This window comes from Klebsiella sp. CN_Kp097 (assembly GCF_040064495.1).
Taxonomy (GTDB): Bacteria; Pseudomonadota; Gammaproteobacteria; order Enterobacterales; family Enterobacteriaceae; genus Klebsiella; species Klebsiella aerogenes.
This window is the reverse complement of record NZ_JBEAIL010000032.1, coordinates 46,352-67,611: the sequence shown is the minus strand read 5'-3', so window position 1 is coordinate 67,611 and position 21,260 is coordinate 46,352. Positions and strand designations below refer to the sequence as shown.

The window sequence follows — 21,260 nt, the reverse complement described above, 5'->3', positions numbered from 1 at the left end:
AAAACAGGCTATTGAAGACCACCACTTTATAAAAATTGAAAGTACGTCAGATAATATTCATTTTTTTTAAAAAGGAGAAGGATGAATTACGTCGATATATAATAACCTACAGAACAGATAAACTTGAAGATGCGAGTTCTATTAATGAGATAATTATTAATAACACTCCAACTGAACTTTTAGAAGCACCAGCCTTTGCAAAAAACACTGATCTTATAATAGTATTTCAACTCGACAAACTTTCAAATTACAAGCAATATGAAAAAAGTATATTTGATATAGAAGAAAATGCTTATCATTTTAAAAAATATGTTTTGTATTATTCGACTGAAGAGAATCAATTAATTTCCAGGAAGAACTTCAATAATCTTAAAGCAGTTCTCTCAGATCATGAAGAATTCTCCACATATAAAGCAGATCCATCCCGACCTAGCCTGTATAATATGGCAGCTAGAATTTTCATTAAACTACCTTTTTTAGAGATGCCTGATATAGAAAAGGATATTGTCCCAATTGATCTCCAAATCAATACACTGGTAGATTCATTAAATCTATCTGAGCCATATAATAAGATCAGCACAGCAAATAAACAAACAGATATAAATTTAGAAATGCTAATTGAGGAATTAATAAATGAAGAACTGGAAGCTATCAAAGCTGAGAATAAATAACTTCAAGGCTTTTGATAAAGTGGAATTCGATTTTGAGAGTTCTTCTTTGTTGACACTTGAAGGTCCTAATGGATATGGCAAAACGAGCGTATATGATGCTTTAGAATTATTGTTTACAGGAAAAATAAAGAGAATTGAACAACTATGTCAAACAATAATGCCAGGAGGCGTTAGAAATTATAGTGATAACCTTTTCTGGAACAAAACAAAAGGAGAGGAGGATATCGAAATCAGTGTGGAGATGTCGGATGATAACAATGAAAAACTTTACTTTTCACGCAGAGCGGTTGCAGACGATTTAAAAATAATACAGAACAATAAAGCAGATAATTTTAATATATTTAAACTATATAAATTAGAGTTGTTAGACTCCTACGAAAACAGCACCTTAATCACACAAAATGAACTTGATAAAATATTAGGCGAAAAATTCACTGAGAACTACAACTTCCTCAACTATCTTGAACAAGGGCAGAGTTCATTTATTTTCGCTAAAAGTATAAGAGAGCGGAAAAATGCTATCGGGGGTTTAATGAATGTCAGTGAACTAACTGACAATATAAATTTATGTGGTCGAGTTGAAAAGGCATTAACAAGAAAAATCAATGGCCTTAATTTCACTGAAAAGAGAAACTCTCTTACATCACAAATCCAAGCGATAAGTGAGTTTGGAACGAATAAGAATAATCCTGTTCAATATGAAAAAATCTCAACCCATCTTATTACACCATCATGGGATGTTGAGAACCCTTCATTTTTTTCTGACATTGAAACAACAAAAGTAAATGAAACCAAAATTTTATTGATTAAAAATCTAATTACTAACAAAGAACAGCTTCGCGTAATTATCGATAATATCAGAATAGAAAACTTCATAACAAAAAACGAAAAACTTTTAACAGAGGTTATAAAAGTAGGACACCATATTGAATCCTACCCAGAACAGACTCAAAAGAATAAAATTAATAATGGAATCAATTTATCTTTAGGAATTTTGCGTAAAAAAGAAGACTCTATAACTCAGGAAGACATAGACAAAATTAAATCTTATGTAAATTTGGATATCTTAGATTTCAAAAAGCGTTTACAAGTTCGAGATAATTATAGAAACGAAATAGGCAAGAAAAATATTATGCTTGTCGACATTAACCAAGCAAGAAAGAAATTAACCGAAGAACATCAGAAGGCTACATCTCTATCAGAAAAAAATTGTTTACTTTGCGGGCACGACTGGCTCACAAAAGATTTGTTATTAGCCGCGATTGATATTAAAAGTAAATTATTAGAAGGCTCATTAGATAACATAGGTAAATTACTACAAACTGAACTTAATGAAATAAATAAATATAAGGATGCTGAAATACAGCGTTTAGTCGAAACACAAGCACAACTTAAATTTGACAAAAACTTGTTTGACAGTTTACAAAAGGCAGAGAGTATTTTCGAAAAGATAATAAAAATAAATGAAAGGCTTTCACAAATCGAAATATCTTACCCGCAGACTTTTACAAATATACCAGAAGAAATAGAATCAAGAAAACAATCATTAATATCGCTGATACGTAAGCAAAAGAAAAATGAGCTGATCACACTTCCTGGAGGTTGGGAATCAGTCTTGAATGAATCATTCGCCACACCAGATGATGTTTTCAACTTGGACTTAACACAAATCAATCGAAAGGAAAAATACTTCTTATACAAAAAGATTGAAGCAAATAATGTTAGACTTAAAGCTTTAAAAAAAGAGCTTAACGATTTGTTAGATATGGATAAAGCTTTAACAAATGCTAAAAAGAAAATTACCACATTAAAGGAACAACTAACTATATTAAACAGAGATTATTCTAAAAAAACTATCGCTGATATAGAGTTAACGTTCCATATTTATAGCGGTAGACTTATCCAAAACTACCAACGTGGCTTAGGACTATTTATAGATGAAGGGAATGGAGATAGACTGAGGTTCTGCACAGCAGAAAAATCAGAACATGACGCAACCATGTCAATGAGTTCTGGACAACTATCGGCATTAAGTTTGGCCTTTTTCCTATCACTTAATAAAGTGTATGCGAAGTCCCCCCTTGTTCTGATAGATGATCCAGCTCAATCTCTTGACGAGATAAATATTGCATCTTTAAGCGACTTACTACGCTGTGAGTTAAGTAATAGGCAGTTGATACTCTCATCACATGAAGATAATATTTCTTCATATCTCAGGTTTAGATTTATGCGTGCAGGCTTATCGCAAAAACCATTTAACATGCAATCACATACTAACAAATAGAATGATATCAGCTAAGATAATCCCATACTTAGCTGATAATTTGATTATTTTTTACATTCGAAGAAACATGTGAATATGAACAAAAGTTAGTTAGAACGCTGGAAACAAAAGAAAAACATCAGTACTATAGGGGTATATTATTCAGGATCCTGAGCAATTAGATGAAGAAAAATTGAATTTTCTCAGCTGATTTACGTCCAGCACTTGTCAAATAAATTGTCTTTACAGACGTACTCATCAACTGCTACTTCAATTGTCCATTTCCGAAGATGCAAAAAGGTATGAACACTCCTTATCAAAGCTTGGTTTGGGCTTGACTTTCAGAGCTTCTTAAACTAAGATGATATTATGCCGTCTGACTAGTGGGCATTCCCCAGTCATGATAGATGGCCTCTACAGGCAATTAGTAACGTTACAACCCCTCAATATAGATGGTGTCAATAAAACACCGGTAATTGAGGGGTTTTGTAATTATATCCATTAAAAAGTTTACGTATCCTCCCCTTCCCACTTATCAATCCACAATACAATAACGGTCCGCAATTAGTTAATGTAGATTTGATCAGTATCTATTGTTATTGTAGAATTTAAACACATAAAAAAGTACAATAAATCAATAATTAGCAGCTTGAGAATTTTTTATGAAAAAAAGCAAACTGGACGAAATTTTTAATGCTTATTTCAATGGTAAGCTGGATTTTTCGGAAATGCTTACTTTAAACATCACTAATAACATTAATACTATATCCGTAGGAAGTCGTCAGGTAGTCAAATGTAGTAGTAATCTAAAAAGGATTCATTCTTTTCTTAATCTTTTTATTTTTGATCTTCTAGAAATACAAACTGATTGTGTTTTTTCCTATCGAAAAAATGTCAATGTGGTTGATGCTATTCGTCCTCATTCAAATAATAAATTCATTTTAAAAACAGACATCAAGAATTTTTTCCCTTCAATCACCCGCATGTCAATTTATGAGTGTATCAACCGACAGATTGAAGCCCTCCCATTTTCAGATCTATGTGATTATTTAGATAAAATTTGTGATTTAGTTACTTATAATGGTCATTTGCCTATGGGGTTCTCAACTTCGCCCCAAATTAGTAATGCAGTATTTAACCTAATAGATATCGAGATAAAAATCTTTTGCATTAAAAACAATCTAACTTACACCAGATATGCTGACGACATTCTCATTTCTTCAAATAATTACCTAGATAAAGATGAATATATTGATAAATTAACAAAAATACTGTCTTTCGATGCTCACCAATGTTTTACTATTAATACTGAAAAAACCAAGTTAATAAAGAAAGGGAAAAATACAGATATAATGGGTGTGAAAATCCAACCTGATGGAACACTCACCATTAGCAAAAAACTAAAAAATGAAGTAGAAACAAAACTTTATCTTTTTTCTAAAAATCAAGATGATTTTGTTAAATTTTCAAAGCAAGATAAAAACCAATCAAAAGCAAAACTAACTGGACAGTTGAATTACATTAATACTATAGATCCAGATTACATAGTAAAACTTAAATCTAAGTATGGTAATTCCTTAGTGGAACTATTTTTTAGAAAGGCTATCTGACATGCAAATAAAAATTAATGTTCAACATATACAACATGTTAAGAATATGGATGTTCTGTTGGATTTGGAGAAGTATAATATAGCATGTATAGTCAGTAAAAATGGCGTTGGTAAAACTACTCTTTTAAAATCCTTATCGATGCTACATAAGCCTTCAATAATTAAACAAACCAGTCCGACAGGCATATTGAATGAAAAAAGTAAAATTGAAATAGAACTGTATGGTAATACTTACAAGTTTTTCTATTCCCCGGCAATTGATTATTTAGAAATTAAGGGAAATATAAATTTAGAACATACATATAGTTTAGAATTATCAACACCATTTGGTGATAGATTTCAAAAATTCTCGAAGTTGAGTAGTCTCGACTCCCTATTTAGGGCTAATGTCATAACACAGAAATATATTCCTGCGGATGATATGAGTTCATTTTTAAACATCATCTATGACAATAATAAATTTAAAGAACTAAAAACAACAAACATTGAAGGTGTTGATTACTTTTTCTTAATTGCAGCCAATGGCAGATATATTCGTGAAGACCATTTTAGTACTGGTGAATATTTTATAATAAACCTGTTCCGTTTATTAAATTCGGATAAAAATATCATCATTGTTGATGAGATTGATACTTCGCTTGATGCAGCCGCACAAGTAAGGTTAATTAAACACCTGAGAGAACTTTGCCAAGAGAAGAACAAGAAAATTATCTTTACGACTCACTCACTTGCTTTATTAAGGACACTCGATGAAGAACATGAATTATTACTTTTTTTGGAGGATAATGATGGTGTCGTTTCATCAACCCCGTGTTCTTATAATTTTGTAAAAAGTGCAATGTTCGGTTTCACTGGTTATGATCGTTACATTCTTACAGAAGACATTGTATTGGAAAAATATTTGAATAGGTTGCTTTCTAAAATTCAAAGTAAAAATTCTTACAAGATAATATATGTAGGCGGTTGCCAGGGTGTAATCTCTTTAATGGACAGAAATAAACATCAATTATTTCTTTCAGAACCTAAAAACGTCATATCTGTATTAGATGCTGATGTGAAAAATGAAATTCTGGGAAATAAAAGTTCTATTCCAAACATTTATTTCATTCCTTTCGATAGTATAGAAAAAGAACTTTTTAAAAAATATAAAGATCGCACTCGGTACAAACTACCAAAGGTTGGATTTAAAAACTCTGGGGCAAAATATATTTATGAGAAATTATTAGAAAAACTTTCATTTGAAAAAGTAATTGGCATCGTTGAAAAAGGTCATAAAGATGCAATAGATGATTTAAAAAGAATTTTAACTACATTTATGAGATAAAAAATATAATGTGGTATTATATGCTCACTAACAATTTTTTTGATTAGATTAACATGTGTAAGTCATTCTATGCACATAGTATAATCTTGTTTGTTAGTTTTTTGTGAATAAAAACATTGACCGAAAACCTCTTTAATTATACTGTAAGTAAGATTATATTCTTCAATGTGGATACTAAAAATGGTAGGTAAGATGAACAAAATAATGAATCCCATCAAAAAAAATCTGGCCAAAGTGATGCGCATTCACAGTTAACATATAAGATTCTTAATATTAGAACTGACGATAGATGGCTTATTGTTATTGATTCGAATGAAAAAACAATTTTAACAGAAGTATGCATAATTATAGAATTACCTTCTGGAGAAATTATTTCTGGTCCATACAGTAATTTGCCCAGTGCTGAGAGAGATCTTTTAAAAATCGAATTGAATGGAAATCGAAATAATTTATCTGTCAGATTATCATATTTTTCATTAACAATTGGAGTTGTAAAAAGAGCAGGAGTAAAGAGTAGGTTATCATCATGGAGATAGCCATAGAGTCTGCTTAGAATTATGATTACCATTTTATTTTCGAGAGAAAAGCCTTCAACCTTCTCAAAAGAAAACATATTTTCATCAATTTTTTAACTAATAGAACATCTTGATCATTTAAATACTCGCTAAGTAATGGAACCCTGATCATTGATTTATATACAACTCCCTTATAGTTTTCCTCAATAAAAAACAATTCTAATGTGTTTATCCCCACTACGCTTGAAGGAATAAACCCATCATTTTTTCAGCTTCTATCGTTAGACCGTTAGATAGGTAAGTATCCCATCCAGGCAGGTCACGTTTTTTAGATAGCTGACCTTACGAGCAATAGCGTTCGTGATGCCAACTTCTGGCATTCAGCCGACATTTGAACTTTTCCCTGCTTTGGACACCTGAACCTGGCTTTAGCATGGGATTGTAGTAACTAAACTGAGACGGCCAATCCTGGGATTTAGATCGTCGGTACTTTTACTCCGGCCGTGTAAGCGACCGGAGTACAGATTTAACCCCTGTCAGAATACGCTTTCAGCATCGCGAGAACCGCCCAACGAGCCGCATCATCTGCGATATTCTCAGGCAGAGCATCAGCTCGCAGAATGATATAAGCGTCAACAGCCATTCTGATGGCCATGCTGACGGAGTCATGATCGTGCGTTGCCAGCGTGGAAGTCAGCAGGCCATCAGGGTCAATGCCGTGGAATTCAATGCGGCGAACCCCACGTTGCGGAAGATTGGCACGACGGTACAGCATTGGCCCCAGCACCTGCTCGCGGAAGAATGACAGCATACCAATCGCTTCGAAGAGTTCGCCCCTTCCCAACTTAACCACTGCATAATGCAGCCAGATCCAGGCTCGGGACTCAAACCACTCCGGCGTCATGTCAGGCCAGTGAGCACTAAATTTTGCCAGTTGTCGCTGCAGAGCAGTGTTATCACGGGTAAATAACACTGCTGGCTCCTCAACGCGTTGAGTGAGCATTTCCAGAGTGACGAATTTCAGATCGACATGAAGTAGTTCTGGGCCATACAGGCATATTAGCAGGCGAGGCTCTCCGACATGTTCCCCGGTAAAAGCATGGAGCAGATGGCCTAATGTTCCGGCAAGTTCCCTACGCTGCGTCATGATTTCGTCATAGTGGAGAGTGTCTACGACAACGACAAAATCGAGATCGGAGTATTTATCAAACCCGCCATGAACAATCGAGCCGCCAGCGAGAAGGGAGTGAATTCGCGAATCAGACTGAAATTTAAGTTTGAGTTGCTCTGCAAAACTGCTGTGTAAATCGGGTAATGTACTCAGCATACTTTTTCCTGTTCACAAAAAATACAAAGCATTTCAGAATATCGAGTTGTTTATATTCAGGCCAGATATTTTTGCAGGAACAGTAATATCCCTGTAGAGATGGCATCCTTTTCGGCTGATCCCACAATCACCACAGCGGTTATCGGCGGAGGTCGCTACTATGCTTAGATTCAGCTTATGACATCAGCCGATAGTGCGACTGCACCAGACCCGACGGGAAGCTGCGGCTGGATAATAGAGTCAAATCGATATCATGGGGCAGTACTCCGAACAGCGGTTTTCCCGACCCGAGCAGGACAGGAACGGTAGTGATAACGATATCGGCAACCAGGCCTTCGCGCAGGAATGACTGTATTAACTGCCCGCCATCGATATATACCCTGTGCACGTTTTTCTCCTTCAGGTGAGCAAGAGCCTCCCCTGGCGTGAAGCATGAAAACTGCACCTTACCCTTCAGCGCTTCGGGCACGGGAGTATCAGTTAGCTGCCGGGAAAGCACCAGCACGGGTCGGTCATAAGGCCATTCGTCAAAGGTCAGCACCTTCTCATAGCTGCCTCGCCCCATAATGATCCAATCTTTGTCTGCGATAAATGCGGCATAGCCATGATCTTCTGTCGGGTCATCGCGCTTCAACAGCCAGTCGATATCGCCATCCTGTCGGGCGATATACCCATCAAGACTGACCGCGATGAAAACATGTGTGGTGACCATTAAGAGCTCCGTATTCAGGTTGCATATATCTCGTTGAGTTTAGCAATGTTAGCGATATTGATATGCCCCGATAAAGCCACATCACCAGGTTAGCAACGTCCGCTCCAGGCATGAAGCAAAGCTGAGTAAGGAGAAAAGCCGATGTACTTGTTTTCTACTATTTAAGCCAGCCGATCGGCTGGCTTAAAATCTCCCCAAATTAAATCCAAATATCGTTTTCTGCGGTGCGTTCCCCACCTTCATGCCCGGTATTCCTGACACCACAGGGTTCTATCATCATCATTTTTACCGTCGTCTCAGCTGACGTTTTATGCTCAACACCTTTAGGTACAACAAACATTTCTCCTGGCTTGACAAGAACATACCCGTCACGAAAATCAATACGCAAAACCCCCTCAACTACGATAAAGGATTCGTCGGTTTCCGGATGTGAGTGCCAGATAAAGTCGCCCGCTATTTTCACGATTTTGAATTGGTAGTCGTTCATCTGCGCGATGACTTTTGGCTGCCAGTGAGTATCGAAGAGAGAGAACTTCTGTTCCAGATTTACAGGTGAGTACATGATGACATTCCTTAATGGCTAAGAAACGCCGAGGATAAATAATATTGCGGTACCGGTATTGAACGATCGTGCAACTCAGGGACGGCGTTTTTGAATAAATGTTTGCCAACGACCCGGTGAAATGCCATATGCTTTTATAAACTGGCGTGTCATATGACTTTGATCTGAAAACCCTGCCGCCAACGCAGACTCCGCAAGTGACAGGCCTAACTGAATCAGATGTCGACAGTATGCGAGACGGCGCATTGTTACGTAGCGATAAGGACTCGTTCCGAAAAGAGTTCGAAAATCCCGGCTCAGGCTCCAGCGATCTTTACCACAGACGGAGGACAACGTATCCAGCGTGATGTTCTGGCTGAATTCAGATTGTATATATTCGCGAGCGCGCTCGACAGACTGATAGTCCACAAGGCATCGACGAAATCGTTGCCCTGACACAACTGCCAGAGTCTGGGCAAGATCGTAAAGGGCATCCTCCTCTTCAAGCGTATCAATAGAATCTTCTGGCGCTTTTAAAAGCGGCCCGGTAGCGGCAAACAACCGGGGATCAGATGAGATCCCGCTGTGAATAAATGGTAACGGTTTGCCGCCTAAAATTTTCTGAATTAAAGCGGGCTCGATATAAAACATCCGATACTGAAATCCCTCGAGCGTTCCTGCCTCTCCATCATGAATTTCATCCGGGTGTAAGACCATCGTCCCACCAGGTAAACTATGTTGTTTACTGCCACGATAACGGAAACGTTGCACACCAGACAATGTCCTGCCGATCGCATATGTATCGTGCCGATGAGGTTCATAACCATGCCCGCTGAAATACGCCTCCAAGCGCTCTATTTTCCCTGGCGTGTGTGCAAGCTTGACCCAGTCTTTATTCTTTTGTGCATTCGGCATGAATAACATCTGTTTCATAATTGTATGAGAATCCACACCATAAACGTTTAGGGTGCAGTTTTGAAAGAAGTATGATGAAAGTGCGTAAAGGTTCTTCTTCGAAATCTTTCAGGAAGGGGCATCTCAAACCCAGGGTAATCCTTGTAATCTTGGGTTACGGCTTTTTTTCCGGTGGAAAAATGCCTGCCATAGCAACCATAATCAGCAGTTGCATAAAGCAATACAATGATGGAGCCCCAATACTTAACATCCGTTTCTGGTACTCAGCAGACGACTAGCAGGATCACTTAGGACGTTATAAGCAAAGAGCGAACATAGTTTTCATCTCTACTGTTTATAGTGACGCTGACTGGATGCAGGATATCGCAGGAGGGATGCTTCAGGGCGTATTGGACGTCGCACCAGTTCCCCTCCGCAGTTCGGGCACAGGCCACTAAGCCGTTGGGTCACGCAATCAATACAAAATGTGCATTCAAATGAACAGATGAATGCCTCTTTTGATTCAGGGGGCAGATCTTTATCACAGCATTCGCAATTAGGACGGAGTTCAAGCATGGTGGTCTCTTATTGTTAAGGGGCATCATTAGATATACCAAAGGCCAACTACCTGTAGCACCTTCGGCTAAAGATGACGTTATTGTTTCTCGCATGTATCAAATGAGCATGGTCTACAGGTGGGAAAAATCAAGAGAGTGAATTACCCGACAGAGACGCTCACTTCTGGAAACCGTTGCAAAGACGTAATTTCTAGAGCAGTCTATCTTAATCGAGAAAATATCAAATCTTTGCTTGGTGCAGGAAAAAGCAGAGGGCGCCTCACTATCAATTACCCAGCAGGCTAAGAGATTGATACTTTCATTGAGAGTTACAGGGACAGGCAGGATGATGAATTCAAAAGCCGATATGGATATGATTTTTCGCCTGAGTTATGGGAAACGACTACCTACGAATTCCTGAAGACGGTACGCAGACTAGCGCTTACCTAGCCGATTCGTTAAAGCCAAACACCAGGCACAGTTGTCCCGCTTAAATTTGGTAACCATCGTTTATCAGGGGAAACCGTACTATGTTCTCACGTCTTACCCATATATGGGATAAAAACCCGGGCCGTAAGTACCCTGCCATACAGGATATGCTCACTATTTATTTTAGTAACGAGCACGATGATTTTGGCAATTCAATTAATGAGATTATCGGCAGCTATCGTGACTACAGTATCTCATCAATTGAAAATGCTAAATTAGAAATTTCCTCTTTATTAGAAATCGAAGATGAGGAAGTGCTTACCTCCATTATGGAGAAAATTGCGAATGACAGGTTCCATCCCGAACCGTGGGGTGAAACATGGCGTAGCTTCCTGGAGAAAACTCTTTTTTTATTAAAACATTAGTATCAAAAAGATCTTATTCAGTAAGTTCTAATCTGCATTAAGAAGATCGCTTACTGTTAATATTATTTCAGAGTATCGAGTTATTTATATTCAGGCCAGATATTTTTGCCTTGTAAGTCCGGTGCTATTTCTGACTATCGTTTATCCAGATATCTGACATACACTGTAGCATCGGGCCATTGGGTATTGCCGGCCACAGGGGAGAAACTAATATGCAACTAACAGAAGCTCAACTGATGACCCGCGTTCCTGTCTGGCACGCATTATCGGAGCTGTTTACCGGACGCGAACTCCAGGACTACGACTACCGATGGATGGCGCAGAAGTTAAAGGAGTCTGGTTTAAGTCGGGAAGAGATCTTTGTGATTCTGGATGAGGAGGTTGCCCCTGCCCTCCAGTCAAATCTTCTCTACAACCCAACGCCGGTGATGGACGGTTGGTCAGAGGAAGATATTAAACAGCTCGTTACAGAGTATATATATAAGAAGCCGACAATTATCGAGCGCATCATTCCAACCCGCTTACTGCTGAAACAGCGACGTAAACACATTCAGGATGAACTCAACAAGCTTTCCGATGAGCTGGGTAAGTGCTCCTGAAAGAGTTTTAAGCGAGGCAATTGGCATACGTTTAGATATACACCCAAAAGCCAGGCTCATGCAGTACAGGAAATAAGACATTGTGGAATTAGCGATGCCGTGAATATATTCACTTTCACCTGATAAACGGACACTCCCTCAAAGAAGTGTCCGTTTTGTCTTTCAAACGTTAGCTGCGGGTTACGCGCCTACCGGCACATCGTGCGCGGTGTTTTTCAACGCCGGTCCGGTGTACTTCTCGATCTGCAGCTGCGACATCTGGCCACAGTTCCCCTGCGCCAGGCTGGAGGAGCCGACGTCAAAGGTCAGACAGTTGACGTTACCGTTTTTACACAGCGATCCCGGCTGTGACGGATCGGCCGGATCAAACCATGCCCCTTCGCTGATGCGCACCACGCCTTCGCGAACGTTATCGGTAATCACCGCTCCGACAAGGATCTGCCCGCGATCGTTAAAGGCGCGAACCAGATCGCCTTCACTGATGCCGCGCGCGCTCGCATCTTTCGGATGGATCCAGATGGCTTCGCGATCGGCTACCGCATATTTTTTGCGCAGTGGCGTATTATCGAGCTGAGAGTGCAGACGGTTAATCGGGTGACCGGTATTGAGCGACAGCGGATATTTCTCGGCTTCCGGCCCGCGATACCACTCGTGCGGCGGCATCCAGGTTGGAATCGCTTTGCAGTCCTCGTAGCCCATTTTGGCGATGGCGTCAGAGTAGATCTCGATTTTCCCTGATGGCGTCCCCAGCGGGTTGAGCAGCGGGTTCTCGCGGAAATCGGCGAAACGCACCCATTGGGTGTTCTCTTGCGGGATCGGGAAGCGAATGTAGTTATTGGAAGCCCAGAACATATCAAACGGCGGCAGCGCCACGCGAGCGTTGCGCGCCTGGGCTTTCATCTCGTCATACATGCCCTTCAACCACAGCATCTCATCTTTGCCTTCGGTAAAGGCCTCGTGCACCCCAAGGATCTCGGAAATCCCCGCAAAGACATCAAAGTCGTTTTTCGCTTCGTTCTGCGGCGGTACGCACTGGCGCAGCGGGAAGACATAAAGCTGCGAATAGTCGCCGCCCATATCCATGTCGTTGCGCTCGTAGGTGGTGGTCACCGGCAGTACGATGTCGGCGTGTTTCGCCGTCGCCGTCCAGTACGGTTCGTTCACCACCACGGTTTCCGGATGCTGCCAGGCTTTCACCAGGTTGTTGGTATCCTGATGCTGGTGGAAGGTGTTACCGCCCGCCACGTACACCATTTTAATATCCGGATAGGTGACTTTCGTGCCGTTATAGTCGATGGTCTTGCCTGGGTTCGCCAGCGCATCGGCGATGCGCGCCACCGGGAACGGCGTAATATCTTTCGCCGCCGGCGACGTTGGGCTACCGGCGGAGATCCCCGCCAGAATACCGCCGCGCGCGGTTGGGCTACCGCCGGAAGAGTAGTGATAGCTAAAGCCGAAACCGCCGCCGGGCAGGCCAATCTGCCCCAGCATCGCCGCCAGCGTCACCATCATCCAGTGGGCCTGTTCGCCATGATGCTGACGCTGGATGCCCCAGCCGCCCATGATCATGGTGCGATGCTTCGCCATATCTCGCGCCAGCTGCTTGATAGTCTCAGCATCAACGCCGCTGATATCCGCAGCCCAGTTGGCATCTTTGACGACGCCATCTTCTTTACCGTTCAGGTAGGCTTCAAATTTATCGAACCCTACGGTGTAGGTTTTCAGGAAATCAGGGTTATGCAGATTTTCTGCCAGCAGCGTATGGGCTACCCCCGCCATCAGCGCGCAGTCGGTGTAGCTGCGCGGGGCGATCCACTCGGCGCCTAACTCACGCGCGCTGTCGCTGCGCACCGGGTCGATACAGATCATCCGGGTGCCCTTTTTCTTCAGCGCTTCAAAGCCTGTCTGGCCGACGTGGTCCGGCAGGTTCCAGCTGTTTTTCAGCGTGATCATTGGGTTACAACCGATCATCACCACCAGCTCGCTGTTATCAATCACGTTTGGCCACGCGGTCTGCTGTTCGTAAACCTCAACGGAACCGACCACGTGCGGCATAATCACCTGCGCCGCGCCGGTGGAGTAGTCACCGGAATAGCCGACAAAGCCGCCCGCCAGGTTCATCATGCGCTGCAGCAGCGTTCTTGGGTTGTGGAACATCCCGACGCTTTTCCAGCCGTAAGAACCGGCATAAATAGATGATGGGCCATGCTCTTTTTGCAGACGGCTGATTTCACCCGCCACCAGATGCAGGGCTTTATCCCAGCTGACGCGGACCCACTCATCGCGGCCGCGCAGCTCTGGCTTACCGTTTTTCGCCCCGCCTTCTAACCAGCTTTTACGCACCATCGGATATTTAATCCGGTTTTCGGCGTGAACCTGATACGGCGCCATGGTAATCAGTTCGTTGGGATACGGATCGTCTTTGATCGGGCGTACGTCCACCATTTTGCCGTCGCGGACGATGGCTTCAAATGCGCCCCAGTGGGCGCCGGTGAGAATCCCGCTTTCCGCCTGGCGCAATGCGATAAACTGCGGCATCGCCTGGCTAATGGCCTCCGCCAGCGCCGAACGCGGCCACAGCCCCGCCAGCAGCGGCGCCGCCATCAGGGCGCTGGCGCCAGCCAGAAAACGGCGACGCGTCAGGTTCATACCGGGTTCCTGGCTCTGATCCGCCATGTCATAATCGTTATTCTTTTTCATCATGGCTCCTTATTGTTTGTCCTGATTGGCCGCTGCTGGCATGTCGCTCGCATGTTTTTGTACGTACTGGGTCAGGAGACGAACCTGTTCCTGAGTCAGTGAAGTACGGCCGGACATACCTTTAACCACCCCAATCCACTGGTTGGCGTTAAAGCGATTCAACTCGGTCAGGCCATGACAGCCGGTACAGTTGTTAGCCATTAATTCAGAAGCGTAACTCCAGATTTTTTGTTGATCGCCAATCAGATTTTTCGCCGGCAGCCAGACCTGCAGATCGACTTCATGCCAGACCTGTTTGGTCTCTTCATCGGTAACGGAGCCAGAGACTTTTAACGCTTTGCGAGCTTCTTCGCCCAGCAGCGCGCTCATGATGCGTTTGCCGCGCGCGGCGTAGAAGGCTTCGGTGACGCCATCCTGTTGCCAGCCATGAACATCCGCCAGCACCATGTCGCCTTCACGCTTCACCACTTTCACTTCAGTGGAGGCCATCAGGTTACCGTCGTTATGGTCGCCTGCTTTCTCGCTCAGCCAGAACGGCTGGGTCTGAATGGTGTAAAGGGTGGTCGCGGTCGCCGGGGTTTTCGCCGCCGCGTTAGCAAGCTCGCTGGCCCCTGCCGCCGCCAGGCCGCTCATGTTCGGCAGAATATGCGCCACGCCTTTATGGCAGTCGATACAGGTTTCGCCCTCTTTGATCGCGACCGGGTGCTGCTTACGGGCTTCAGGGGTTTGCGCCAGAATATCCATCGCTTTATAGTCGTGGCAGGAACGGCAGGTCGCCGAATCGCTCTTCTTCAACCCATCCCAGACGCTCTGGGCCATCGCCAGTTTATGCGCCTCGTATTTTTCCGGAGTGTCGATTTTGCCGGTCATTTCACCCCAGACATCTTTCAGGGCGCCAATTTTGGTCAGCATATAATCGATCGGCTGATGAGGAACGTGGCAATCGGCGCACTCGGCGCGAATACCTTTATCGTTCTGGAAATGCACGCTGCCCTGATATTCCGCCAGTGGCTGCTGCATGGTATGACATGACACACAAAATTCGGTATCGCTGGTTTTATGCATAATAGTCGCGGTACCAGCCAGCAATACCACGCCAATAATGATCCCAACCAGCAAGGCGATAAATATAATTTTTCGCCTACCAGAGCGTTCCAGTGAAAGTTTACTCATCTTATTATTTAACCCTTTTCCTAAATGAAAGACGCAAAAGTCCCTGCCAGATGGCAATCGTTATATAAATAAATCTATAACGATTGCACTCACCTTCTAATCCAACTAAATTTTTGGAAATTTTCGGAGCCAGGATAATCAGCCGGGGATGATTATCCTGTGATTTCAGAGCGATAACCCATTGCAAATCCAATATGCCTTCGAGCAATACTCACGTTATTTTAATTATTGCAGAATAGCGGCTTGTTCTTTTTTAGCCCGGTCAATACTACGAATGATAATTTCTCGCTGAGCATCATCCGCCGGTAACAGTTGCAGCATCAGCTGCCACGCCGCGATCGCTTTGTCATACTGCTGGTGCTCAAAGGCGTTAAACGCCGCCAGGCTAAGCACCCGCACATCGTTATGGTTATTCTTCAGCAACGTATCGAGCAGTTGCTGGGCTTCACGGCTATCGTTGGGATCCGTAGAGTGAAGTAACGCTTCGGTATATCCCAGTTGCGCATCGACGTTGCCTGGCGCCAGCTGTCGCGCCTTATCAAACGCCTGTAACGCGGCGCCTGGATTATTGAGCACCAGTTGCAGCCTGCCGAGCATCGTCCAGCTCAGCTGGTCGGCCGGGTATTGCTGCAGGCGGGTGCGTAGCCCCAGCGCCAGTCGAAACAGCTCTTCTTCCGATAACGGTTTACCCTGTGGATCCATCACCCGCTGCATCAACTGCGGCGTTTGCTGGACAACTTGCTGCCACTCAACCACGCGGGTCATGTAACTCGTTCGGATAAAAACCCCTACGCATAAAGAGGTTAGTATAATAACCCCAAGAATATACACCCAATAACTACTATTTTTGTGATTCGTTTCGGCAGATTCGGGCAAATCTTCCAATAAATTCAAGCGTAAATCGTCAACCAGCTGCTGTTGCTGCGCCGCGTTCACCGCTGAAAGATCCTCATCAAGCTCCTGCAGGCGCGCCCGATAAATCATATGGTTCATGGTATTGCGGTCAACGCGCTGCCTGCCGCTCCACGGAATAAACAGCAGCGCCGCGGTTCCCAGCAGTAACACCAACATGATGAGCAAAGCGACAATCATTTCAGGGTCCTTTTATTGTCATCAAGCAGCGCCTTTAAGCGTTCCTGTTCCTGCGCGCTCAGCTCGCTGACGCGTTCAGCCCGTGAGCGACGGCTTAAACGGAAAATCACCAGCGCGCCGCCCACAACGAAACAAGCCGGCAGCAGCCAGAGGATAATCGTCGCGGGGGTCACCGGCGGTTCGTAGGTCACGAAGTTGCCGTAGCGCGCCACCATGTAATCGGTGATTTGCTGATTGCTTTGTCCCTGCTCCATCAATTGCCAGACCTTTTTGCGCATGTCGGCGGCAATCATCGAGTTCGAATCGGCAATACTGTTGTTCTGGCATTTCGGGCAGCGCAGCTGTTCGGTCAACTGGCGGAACTGCTGCTCCTGAGCCTCATCTTTAAATGGATAGGTATCAATCGCCGCCAGCGCCTGAAACGAGAACAGCGCCGTCAGTAAAGTGATGAGCAGATATTTCACGCGCCCCCCTGCTGGCTATATTTATTCCACAGCGGCAGAATCTCCTGCTGCCAGACCCGCTCGTTCACATCGCCGGCATGGCGGTAGCGGATAATGCCTTTGCCGTCGATGAGGAAAGTTTCCGGCGCGCCATACACGCCAAGATCCAGCCCCAGCATGCCGTCGCCGTCAAACACCCCCAGCGCATACGGGTTGCCCAATTCGTGCAGCCAGTTCACCGCTTTCTGGCGATCGTCTTTATAGTTGATGCCAACGATGCGAATGCCCTGCGCCGCCAGGGAGCGCAAATACTGATGCTCAGCCCGACAGGTGGGGCACCAGGTGGCCCAGACGTTAATCAGCACCGGTTTACCATTGATAATGTTAGAGGGATCCAGCATGACATCCGGTTTTTCCAGCGACGCCAGGCGGAAATCCGGCAGAGGTTTACCCACCAGCGCAGATTCAAGCACGGTAGGATCGTCGCCGTCGCTATTGCGCATCAGTTGCCACATCAGCGCCGCCGCCAGAATCAGGAAGATAGCCAGCGGTAAATATAAGACTTTGCGGTTCATCACGCGTTCTCCGGCAGTGATTTACGTAAGCGGTAACGTGGGTCCAGGATGCACAGCACGCCGCCAAACGCCATTAACATCCCGCCGAACCAGATCCAGCGAACAAAAGGTTTATAGTACAAGCGCACCGCCCAGCTACCGTCGGCCAGCTCTTCACCCAGCGCAGCGTACAGGTCGCGTACCAGCCCGCCGTCGATGGCGGCTTCGGTCATCTCCATCCGGCTGCTGCTGTAAATGCGTTTCTCCGCCCGCAGCGTACTCACGTGACGGCCATTCTGCGAAACTTCGATCACCCCTTCACCGCCAAAGTAGTTCGGCCCGGTGATATCCCGCACGTCACGGAACACAAAGTGATACTGGTGGATATCGACGCTATCGCCCGGCTTCATTCGCACGTCGCGTTCAATGCTGTAATTCTGACTGAAGGCAATGCCAATGACGGTGACCACCAGCCCCACATGGCCGGCGACCATTCCCCAATGGCTGCGTCCGAGGCGGGTCAGCCCGCGCCAGAAGGGGTGGCGATCGGTGGCGCGCTCCACCACTTCCATCACGGTAAGCACGAATGCCCACAGCGACATCAGCAGGCCAACTACGGTCATGGCTTTAATACGATCCTGCATCAGCCACGGCAGTGCGATGGCCAGTACGACGGCAACCACCGCGGCAATCAGCAGCCGCTTACGCAGCTTGTGGAATTCATCGCGACGCCAGCGCACCAGCGGCCCGATCCCAAGCAGCAACGAGAACGGGATCATCAGCGCAATAAAGAGGGAATTAAAGAACGGCTCGCCGATAGAAATGCTGCCTAGCCCCAGTAGTTTGTGTATCAGCGGCAGCAGCGTCCCCAGCAGTACTACCAGCATGGCGGCAATCAGCAGCACATTGTTGCCCAGCAACAGCGACTCGCGCGACCAAAGTTCGTGACGCACCCGGGAACGTACCTTGCCGCCTTTGATGGCGAATAACAGCAGCGAACCGCCGATAGTGATCACCAACAGTGCCAGGATAAACATGCCGCGCGTAGGATCGGAAGCGAAGGAGTGTACGGAAATCAGTACCCCGGAACGCACCAGGAAAGTGCCCAGCAGGCACAGCGAGAACGCCAGAATCGCCAGCAGTACGGTCCAGGATTTAAAGCTGCCGCGCTTTTCGGTGACCGATAGCGAGTGAATCAGCGCCGTTCCCGCCAGCCACGGCATCAGGGAGGCGTTTTCTACCGGATCCCAGAACCACCAGCCGCCCCAGCCGAGCTCATAATAGGCCCACGCCGACCCCAGCACGATACCGACCGTCAGAAAGCTCCACGCCGCCAGCGTCCACGGGCGTGACCAGCGCGCCCACGCGCTATCAAGGCGCCCGGTCATCAGCGACGCAATGGCGAAAGCGAAGGCCACGGAGAAGCCCACATAGCCCATGTACAGCATCGGCGGGTGGAAGATCAGCCCGATATCCTGCAGCATCGGGTTCAGATCGCGCCCCTCGATGGGGAAATCAGGTAGCGTGCGCACGAACGGATTTGAGGTCAGCAGGATGAACGCCAGGAAGCAGAAGGAGATCATCCCCATTACCGCCAGCACCCGCGAAGAGGCTTCCAGCGGAATATTACGGCTCAGGGCCGCGACCGCGCAGGTCCAGCCGCTCATCAGCAATACCCACAGCAGCAACGATCCCTCGTGGGCCCCCCAGGTCGCCGCTACGCGATACCACACCGGCAACAGCGTATTCGAGTTACTGACGACATACAGAACGGTGAAGTCATTCACCACAAAGGCGTACACCAGAATGAGAAACGCCCCGAGGATGGCGGCAAACATCGCTACCGACAGCGGCTTCGCCAGCGCCATCATCCGCGCATCCTGCCGCATCGCGCCCCAGGAGGGAAATAGCGCCAGCAGGCAGGAAATGCCCAGCGCCAGGCACAGCAGGAAGAGGCCGATTTCAGGGATCATTGCGCGGCTCCCTGTGGCTTCTCAGCCGGATGATGATTCTCTTCCATCGCTTCTTTCACTTCCGGAGGGGTGTAATTTTCATCGTGTTTCGCCAGCACTTCCTTCGCGCGGATATGCGTCCCGTCCTGCAGCGTCCCCTGGGCTACAACCCCCTGCCCTTCGCGGAACAACGCCGGCAGGATCCCGGTATAGCTCACCTCGACGACGCCGCGGGCATCATAAAGTTTGAAGGTCACATCGAGGGTTTTATCGTCACGCTTCACGCTGCCGGGCATCACCATGCCGCCGATACGTAGACGCTGCCCCGGCTCTGGCTTCTGGCCATTTTCCCGTTTGCCGTATATCACTTCGCCTGGGGTATAGAAGAGATCGATATTGGAGCTTAATGCATACATCACCAGACCAACGGTCAGCGCCAGCCCCCCAATCACTCCGCAGGCGAGCCAGAGACGTACTTTACGCCGAGGATTCACAACGCATCTCCCTTCATTGTGCTTTGCTTACGCGCCGCCGATACCCGCCGCTCGCGCGCCATCTGCCGGCGTACATCCGCCAGCAACGCCCGGCGCTGCCAGCGGGTATGGATGAACAAAATCAGCAGCGCGATGACCGTCACTGCAACCGCCAGCCAGACATAAAAGGCGTAGCCGCCCATCTGCCAGAAATCGCTCCAGGAGTGAAAAGCGCTGGTCATGAGTTCTCCTCGCGCTTACTAGCGCCAGCCAGCGCCACGACCCACGGGCGGCGGCGCTCCTGCAACAGAATTAAATTACGCATACGCATTAATGTCAGAGTAATAAAGAGGAATAAGAAACCGAAAATGGTTAAACGCAACGGCATGCGCATCGACGGATCGATGGTTTTCTGCATATTGGTCGAGCCCTGATGCAGGGTGTTCCACCACTCCACGGAATAATGAATAATCGGCAGGTTGACCACCCCGACCAGCACCAGTATCCCGGCGGCGCGCCCGGCCAGCCGGCGATCGTCAAAAGCGTGATACAGGCCAATCACCCCGACGTATAAAAACAGCAGGACCAGTTCGGAAGTCAGACGCGCATCCCAGACCCACCAGGTTCCCCACATCGGTTTTCCCCACGCGGAACCGGTCACCAGCGCAATAAAGGTGTAAACCGCGCCTGGCAGCGCCATCGCAATCACCGCTTTATCCGCCATTTTCATCTGCCAGACCAGGCCGACAAAAGCGGTCACGGCCATGGAGCCGTAAATCCCCATCGACCACATCGCCGCCGGAACGTGCAGATACATGATGCGATAGCTTTCACCCTGTTGATAATCTGCCGGGGCGTAGACAAATCCCCAGACGCAGCCCACCACCAGAAACAGCGCGCTGAGGATAGCCATCAGCGGAATGAATCGTCCGCATACGCTATACAGGCGCTCTGGAATGGCGAGTTGATGTAACACTTTCCACATTTTTTTTGCCTCATTGCCCCG

At 46.1% G+C, this 21,260-nt stretch carries 21 protein-coding genes; 7 read left to right on the top strand and 14 right to left on the bottom strand.

Annotation, left to right across the window (positions count from 1 at the left end; all coding sequences use genetic code 11):
* Positions 1-35 precede the first annotated feature (35 nt).
* The 4 genes from ABLV07_RS23360 (at position 36) to ABLV07_RS23345 (ending at position 5,868) form a co-directional block, all read left to right on the top strand.
* Positions 36-671 carry an ABC-three component system middle component 1 gene (locus ABLV07_RS23360; RefSeq protein ID WP_348853654.1) on the top strand — a complete coding sequence of 212 codons (636 nt, stop codon included), beginning with the start codon at positions 36-38 and terminating at the stop codon, positions 669-671.
* Complete coding sequence (locus tag ABLV07_RS23355; RefSeq protein WP_047064155.1) at positions 634-2,955, top strand: AAA family ATPase; 2,322 nt, start codon at positions 634-636, stop codon at positions 2,953-2,955. The genes ABLV07_RS23360 and ABLV07_RS23355 overlap by 38 nt, the downstream gene beginning before the upstream one ends.
* 641 nt (positions 2,956-3,596) lie before the next feature.
* Positions 3,597-4,544 (top strand): reverse transcriptase domain-containing protein, encoded by a 948-nt coding sequence (locus tag ABLV07_RS23350; RefSeq protein WP_047064154.1) that lies wholly within the window; start codon positions 3,597-3,599, stop codon positions 4,542-4,544.
* 1 nt (position 4,545) lies between these two features.
* Positions 4,546-5,868 (top strand): AAA family ATPase, encoded by a 1,323-nt coding sequence (locus ABLV07_RS23345; protein WP_052765842.1) that lies wholly within the window; start codon positions 4,546-4,548, stop codon positions 5,866-5,868.
* 1,041 nt (positions 5,869-6,909) lie between these two features.
* Here the strand turns inward: ABLV07_RS23345 and ABLV07_RS23340 are convergent.
* From ABLV07_RS23340 to ABLV07_RS23320, 5 genes are all read right to left on the bottom strand, one after another.
* Positions 6,910-7,710 carry a nucleotidyltransferase domain-containing protein gene (locus ABLV07_RS23340; RefSeq protein ID WP_157195211.1) on the bottom strand — a complete coding sequence of 267 codons (801 nt, stop codon included), beginning with the start codon at positions 7,708-7,710 and terminating at the stop codon, positions 6,910-6,912.
* Positions 7,711-7,885: 175 nt separating this feature from the next.
* Positions 7,886-8,422 carry a dihydrofolate reductase family protein gene (locus ABLV07_RS23335; RefSeq protein ID WP_015370121.1) on the bottom strand — a complete coding sequence of 179 codons (537 nt, stop codon included), beginning with the start codon at positions 8,420-8,422 and terminating at the stop codon, positions 7,886-7,888.
* A gap of 199 nt (positions 8,423-8,621) precedes the next feature.
* A complete protein-coding gene (locus tag ABLV07_RS23330) occupies positions 8,622-8,984 on the bottom strand; it encodes a cupin domain-containing protein (RefSeq protein WP_015370120.1) in 363 nt (120 codons plus the stop codon).
* Between the two features lie 75 nt (positions 8,985-9,059).
* A complete protein-coding gene (locus tag ABLV07_RS23325) occupies positions 9,060-9,878 on the bottom strand; it encodes an AraC family transcriptional regulator (protein ID WP_032706441.1) in 819 nt (272 codons plus the stop codon).
* A 327-nt stretch (positions 9,879-10,205) separates the two neighbouring features.
* Positions 10,206-10,433 (bottom strand): DUF1272 domain-containing protein, encoded by a 228-nt coding sequence (locus ABLV07_RS23320; RefSeq protein WP_072001133.1) that lies wholly within the window; start codon positions 10,431-10,433, stop codon positions 10,206-10,208.
* A gap of 290 nt (positions 10,434-10,723) precedes the next feature.
* On the opposite strand from ABLV07_RS23320, the gene ABLV07_RS23315 reads away from it, so the two are divergent.
* The 3 genes from ABLV07_RS23315 (at position 10,724) to ABLV07_RS23305 (ending at position 11,867) form a co-directional block, all read left to right on the top strand.
* Positions 10,724-10,864 (top strand): contact-dependent growth inhibition system immunity protein, encoded by a 141-nt coding sequence (locus ABLV07_RS23315; protein WP_161799855.1) that lies wholly within the window; start codon positions 10,724-10,726, stop codon positions 10,862-10,864.
* 80 nt (positions 10,865-10,944) lie between these two features.
* On the top strand, positions 10,945-11,268 hold the full coding sequence (locus ABLV07_RS23310; RefSeq protein WP_032712345.1) for a contact-dependent growth inhibition system immunity protein: 324 nt from the start codon (positions 10,945-10,947) through the stop codon (positions 11,266-11,268).
* A gap of 212 nt (positions 11,269-11,480) precedes the next feature.
* Positions 11,481-11,867, top strand: a complete 387-nt coding sequence (locus ABLV07_RS23305; RefSeq protein WP_047040645.1) for a hypothetical protein — start codon at positions 11,481-11,483, stop codon at positions 11,865-11,867.
* A 180-nt stretch (positions 11,868-12,047) separates the two neighbouring features.
* Here the strand turns inward: ABLV07_RS23305 and torA are convergent, their stop codons facing one another.
* The 9 genes from torA to ABLV07_RS23260 all read right to left on the bottom strand — a co-directional run bounded on the left by torA (position 12,048) and on the right by ABLV07_RS23260 (position 21,239).
* Positions 12,048-14,570, bottom strand: coding sequence for a trimethylamine-N-oxide reductase TorA (gene torA, locus ABLV07_RS23300; RefSeq protein ID WP_045378289.1), 2,523 nt, complete (start codon positions 14,568-14,570; stop codon positions 12,048-12,050).
* 6 nt (positions 14,571-14,576) lie between these two features.
* Complete coding sequence (locus ABLV07_RS23295) at positions 14,577-15,740, bottom strand: NapC/NirT family cytochrome c (protein ID WP_006798114.1); 1,164 nt, start codon at positions 15,738-15,740, stop codon at positions 14,577-14,579.
* Positions 15,741-15,965: 225 nt separating this feature from the next.
* Entirely contained in the window at positions 15,966-16,832 is an 867-nt protein-coding gene (gene ccmI / locus ABLV07_RS23290) for a c-type cytochrome biogenesis protein CcmI (protein WP_348853657.1), read from the bottom strand.
* Entirely contained in the window at positions 16,829-17,296 is a 468-nt protein-coding gene (locus ABLV07_RS23285) for a cytochrome c-type biogenesis protein (RefSeq protein ID WP_032708925.1), read from the bottom strand. The genes ccmI and ABLV07_RS23285 overlap by 4 nt, the downstream gene beginning before the upstream one ends.
* Complete coding sequence (locus ABLV07_RS23280) at positions 17,293-17,850, bottom strand: DsbE family thiol:disulfide interchange protein (RefSeq protein WP_015370115.1); 558 nt, start codon at positions 17,848-17,850, stop codon at positions 17,293-17,295. The genes ABLV07_RS23285 and ABLV07_RS23280 overlap by 4 nt, the downstream gene beginning before the upstream one ends.
* The gene (locus ABLV07_RS23275) at positions 17,850-19,802 is read right to left on the bottom strand and encodes a heme lyase CcmF/NrfE family subunit (protein WP_125991908.1); all 1,953 of its coding nucleotides are present in this window, start codon (positions 19,800-19,802) and stop codon (positions 17,850-17,852) included. The genes ABLV07_RS23280 and ABLV07_RS23275 overlap by 1 nt, the downstream gene beginning before the upstream one ends.
* On the bottom strand, positions 19,799-20,275 hold the full coding sequence (gene ccmE / locus ABLV07_RS23270) for a cytochrome c maturation protein CcmE (RefSeq protein WP_015703212.1): 477 nt from the start codon (positions 20,273-20,275) through the stop codon (positions 19,799-19,801). Before ccmE ends, ABLV07_RS23275 begins: the two co-directional genes overlap by 4 nt.
* Complete coding sequence (gene ccmD / locus ABLV07_RS23265) at positions 20,272-20,496, bottom strand: heme exporter protein CcmD (protein ID WP_006798167.1); 225 nt, start codon at positions 20,494-20,496, stop codon at positions 20,272-20,274. Before ccmD ends, ccmE begins: the two co-directional genes overlap by 4 nt.
* Positions 20,493-21,239 (bottom strand): heme ABC transporter permease, encoded by a 747-nt coding sequence (locus ABLV07_RS23260; protein ID WP_006798169.1) that lies wholly within the window; start codon positions 21,237-21,239, stop codon positions 20,493-20,495. The genes ccmD and ABLV07_RS23260 overlap by 4 nt, the downstream gene beginning before the upstream one ends.
* Positions 21,240-21,260 lie beyond the last annotated feature (21 nt).